At 67.9% G+C, this 4,397-nt stretch carries 5 protein-coding genes; all 5 read left to right on the top strand.

Annotated elements, in window-relative coordinates; all coding sequences use genetic code 11:
- Positions 1-341: 341 nt before the first annotated feature.
- The 5 genes from GKQ77_RS28360 to GKQ77_RS28340 all read left to right on the top strand — a co-directional run bounded on the left by GKQ77_RS28360 (position 342) and on the right by GKQ77_RS28340 (position 4,164).
- A complete protein-coding gene (locus GKQ77_RS28360) occupies positions 342-1,016 on the top strand; it encodes a DUF4232 domain-containing protein (protein WP_219691785.1) in 675 nt (224 codons plus the stop codon).
- Between the two features lie 149 nt (positions 1,017-1,165).
- Positions 1,166-1,492 (top strand): hypothetical protein, encoded by a 327-nt coding sequence (locus tag GKQ77_RS28355; RefSeq protein ID WP_219691782.1) that lies wholly within the window; start codon positions 1,166-1,168, stop codon positions 1,490-1,492.
- Entirely contained in the window at positions 1,489-2,739 is a 1,251-nt protein-coding gene (locus tag GKQ77_RS28350) for a putative T7SS-secreted protein (RefSeq protein ID WP_219691781.1), read from the top strand. The genes GKQ77_RS28355 and GKQ77_RS28350 overlap by 4 nt, the downstream gene beginning before the upstream one ends.
- Before the next feature lie 28 nt (positions 2,740-2,767).
- Complete coding sequence (locus GKQ77_RS28345; protein ID WP_219691780.1) at positions 2,768-3,457, top strand: hypothetical protein; 690 nt, start codon at positions 2,768-2,770, stop codon at positions 3,455-3,457.
- The gene (locus GKQ77_RS28340; protein WP_219691779.1) at positions 3,454-4,164 is read left to right on the top strand and encodes a hypothetical protein; all 711 of its coding nucleotides are present in this window, start codon (positions 3,454-3,456) and stop codon (positions 4,162-4,164) included. The genes GKQ77_RS28345 and GKQ77_RS28340 overlap by 4 nt, the downstream gene beginning before the upstream one ends.
- Positions 4,165-4,397: the final 233 nt, after the last annotated feature.

Genomic DNA, 4,397 nt, shown 5'->3' with positions numbered 1-4,397 from the left:
CCCACGGACACCCCGCCCTGGCCCACCCCCCTGTGGGCGACGGGCCGAGGCGAACTCCCGGGCCGGGCACGGCTGACGGAGTGGCGCTGGTACGGGGAGCCGAGGGTCTGAGAGCGGCCGGTACGCGGCGACCGCGGTATGCGCGCCGACACCCACTCCTGTCCCAGCACCGCGTTCCACGCAGAGGTTATCTACGCAGGTCAGGCCCCCTGGAAGCGTTCCAGCATCCCTGATCGTCCGGCGGCTCTTCCCCCGCCCGCCGGGGACGGCTTCGCTGGTGGTCAGGCCGGGGAGCCCGGCCTCGTACCGAGACCAGTTCGCACCTCACGGGGGACCCCGCCATGAAGCTCACGCACGCCTCGAAGACGCTGCTCGCCGGAGTCGCGCTCCTCGGCGCGCTCGCGCTCACCGCCTGCGACAACGACGACGCCGCGAAGGCGGGGGACTCGCCGTCCGGCGCGAAGCCGACCACGTCCGCCGACGCCGGGCAGGGTGGCGGCGCCAGCGGGGGTGGGAGCGGCGGTTCCGGTTCTGCGGACGAGGGCGCCGGGGAGAACGGCACCGGTGAGGGCGATGGCGAGGTCGGCGCCTGCCGCAGCGACGCGCTGGAGGTGACCGCCGCCGACAACACCACCGACAAGACGGAAGGCGTCATCACCGTCCAGTTCAAGAACGGCGGCGGCCGCGACTGCTCCATCGACGGTTACGCGGGCGTCGACCTCAAGACGGCCACAGGCGACACCCTCTCCGTCGACCGCAACGGCGACCAGTCCCACCCCGCCGTCCTCAAGGACGGCGAGTCCGCCGCCTTCAACCTCACCTTCCCGGTCAACACCACCGGCGGCTCCGGCGTCCGCGTCGCCCACATCCTGGTGACCCCGCCGAACGAGACGAAGACCGTGACGATCGCCTGGCCCGCCGGTTCCCTCCCGGTGAGCGGCGGGGACTCCTCGGACAACGCCCCGAAGCTGACCATCAGCCCCGTCGGCAAGGTCAGCGACTCCCCCGCGGGCTGACCCGGGAAGACGCCTGGCCCGGGAAGCCATGGCGGGAATCGCGCCAAAGCCCCGCCCGCCGCCTGCCGCTGAGGCCAGGATGAACATCGAGTCCGGGACGACAGACGACAGACGACAGGCGACAGGCGACAACTGAAGGCGAGGCAGCGATGGCCGAGAAGCTCAGAGTCGACGCGGTCGAGTTAGAACAGTTCATGAAGTTGCTCGACGGGTCCGTCAGGTCCTTGAAGGGCCTGCGCAGCGCCCTGGCCGACGCGACCGTCGGAGGCCTGGGGACGGACGACCTCGACAAGGCCTGCGAGGACTTCCAGGAGGACTGGAAGTACGGGGCGGAGCAGATCGGTGAGCAGACCGAGGACCTGTCCAAGCTCATCGAGCAGAACAAGAACGCCTTCATGGAGGTCGAGGCGGCGCTGGCGAAAGCCATGAACAAGGCGGGGAAGACCAAGGACGACGTGGTGGAGATCCCGAGGTGACGAGCGCCGCCACCACCTATCCGGACCTCGGCTTCGATCCCGCTCCCGGCGACTGCGACACCGTAAAAGAGCTGCACAAGAAGTTGGACAGCTGCGTCACCGTCCTCCGTGACACCCGCAAGGTGGTCACCAAGCTGATGGACGGCAGTTACTGGGAAGGGGACGCGGCCGTGGCCTTCCGCGAGGCCGTCGAGGAAGGCCCCCTCTCCTTGAACCTCAAGAACGCCGCACGCTCCATCGAAAAGGCCGCCAAGCAGCTGGAGCGCTGGGAAGTCGACCTGGACGACTTCCAGCGCCGGGCGCGGGAGCTGAACGGGAAGGCCAAGGAGGCCCGAGAGGCGCTGAAGGCGGCGAAGGGGCACGCCGATACGGTCGGCGCCGACCCCGACCTGGACAAGCATGACAAGAATGGCAAGCAGGGGAAGGCGCGGGACGACGCGGAGAAGGCCCTGAAGCTCGCCGACGGAAAGGTCGAGGACGCCCAGGCGGAGCTGGACCGGATCCTGGCCAGGGCGCGGAGCCTGCGGCGCGAGCACGCGGAAAGGTCCAAGTACCGCGCGGAAAAGATCCGCGACGCGACGGACAAGCTGGCACCGCACGAGCCCGGCTGGTTCGACAAGGCCTGCGAGTGGGTCAAGGAGAACCTGCCGGACATTCTCAGCGCGGTGGCCGGGGTTCTGGCGTTGGCGGCGATCATTGCCACTGGGCCTCTGGGGCTCGGGGTGGCGGCCGCGCTGATGCTTGCGGCATCAGCTACTAGTGCTGTGGCGCTTGGGGTTCGTGTGTCGGATCCAGTCGTGTGGGCGTCATTGAAGGACGGCTTCACCAAGGGCGAGTTCGACGCTGACTTCTTCGGTAACGTGGTTTCGGTCGGAGCCGACGCGGTAGGGATGGCGCCGGGCCTCGGAGCCGTCATCAAGGGCGGCCGCACTGCCACTCAGGCGGTTCAGGCAGGAGCTGGGGCGATGAGTCTCGGGCAGAAGTTGGCCACCTACGGCACACACACCTGGGACGCGGGCAAGGATATCGCCCAGCTGGGGAACCCTCTGGTCAACGCAGTGGTCACCAGCGAAACGGCCGCTACGAATGTGGCTGCTACTTCAGGTGCCATGGGCCTCGTGACTGCCGGATACGGGCTCGTCGACGACGACGAAGGCAGGGCCGAGACGTCTACCAAGGTTGATGGCGGGCGTCTCCTGCTCGACTTGCCAGGAGTGCCGACGATCGCACGTTTCGCCTTCTCTTAACCACTCCAAGCAGAAAGAAGTGCCCCCGATGAATCCTGCCGACTACCCCACCGCATGGCAGCATCCACCGACGCGGCGTGCCTGGATACTGCTCATGGTAAAGAATGTGGCCGGCCTCATCGGGTGGGTCGGTGTGTGGATCGCTCTCATCGCACTTCCCGTCGAGCAGAGTTTGATGCTGTGGATTTTCATCCCTTACACCATCTACGGCAGCTGGCGACTGTTCGTCCAAGTATTTGGGTACTTCCCCAACGCCATGCGCAAGCTCCGCATCCTGCGCGCCTACCCATGGCAGGTCCTTCGGGAAGTTCCGAACGGCCTGAACCTCTATCCCAATATCGTCGGCGATCAGTACGGATGGTTCGAGTTCCCCAACCCCGCCGACCGACAGCAGCTACTCCCGCTCGTCGTCTCCAACCATCTCCGTGTGGGCTGGTGGCACCGCAGGATGGCCCCCCGTGCCAAGCCGCAGTTGAAATCCCAGATCGAGACGATCTGGTTCGCCGGTGACCCCCGCATGATCGGTCTCCTCGCCGCACCTACACCGAACGGCCGGATGCCCCGCCGATTCAAGATCCTGCGGCAGCGCCTGGCAGGGGCCGATCACGCCCTCACCACGGAATGGGGCGCCTCGGCCGAGGACGTGGAACGCGGTCATCGCGCCGGATTCACACCGAACACGGACCCCCGCAAGCCGAAAGTAGAGAAGACCCTGTGACCCCACCCAGGTTCATTCTCGATAAATCGGCACACAACCCCGACGCCGACATGTGGTTCGCCCAACCCGCGGGCTTCACCACCATTCCCTTCCGCGCGCTGCTGAATCCGGCGGACTCGCCCGCCGCCAAAGCGTTACGCCAGGCCCTCGCGCCGATACTGGACTCCCTCAACGACGAGCTCGCCCGCCAGCAGTTCCTGGCCCATCTCGCCCAGGGGCAGCGACTCTTGGCCATTCTCGCCGAGGCCGGTACCACCCGTTGCGCGATCGGCCTGCACCGCGACGACGTATCCGGGACCGCCAAGGGCAGCCTCCTGTTCTCCCTCTTCACCGTGTCCTGGCGAGACATCTCCCCCGCCGCCCCCGCCGCAACCGCCGCCCGAGCCGTCGCGGGCGCCGAGGGTCACACGAACATCGCGTACCTCGAACTGCCCTGCGGCCCCGCGTCCTTCAGCGAGACCGTGCGCACCCCGACCGCCGACTCCGGCCTCCCCCAAGACCCGGTGCTCCAGGTCTTCGCCCACCTCCCGCACCCGGACGGCAGACGCCTGGTGGTGCTGACGCTCGGCACCACCGCCGTGAACCGGCGTACGGAGTACCGAAGCCTCCTGCACCAGATCGCCGAGAACGTCAGCTTCGAAGACCCCCTCCTCGAACTCGCGGCGCTCACAAAAGCCGGGGGTCGCAGCCGTCCCCCGCGCGGTTGACGGGTGCCCAACCCTCCCCGATCGTGGGGTAATTGGGCGTCACACATCGCCCTGCGTGCCACGGCTGGGGGGAGCCGAAGATGCGACCTGGGGACAAGCACGACGCGGTACCCGGCGACGGATCGGGCGGAGCGGACGGAACCCCGCAAGGGGGCCAGAGCGGCGCACCCCCGGAAGGGCAGTTCGGACCGCCACCACAGATCCCGCCGCCTCCCGCAGGCCCACCCCCACTC

Source organism: Streptomyces anatolicus (assembly GCF_019400875.1).
Classification (GTDB): domain Bacteria; phylum Actinomycetota; class Actinomycetes; order Streptomycetales; family Streptomycetaceae; genus Streptomyces; species Streptomyces anatolicus.
This window is presented reverse-complemented; position numbering and strand designations above follow the sequence as displayed.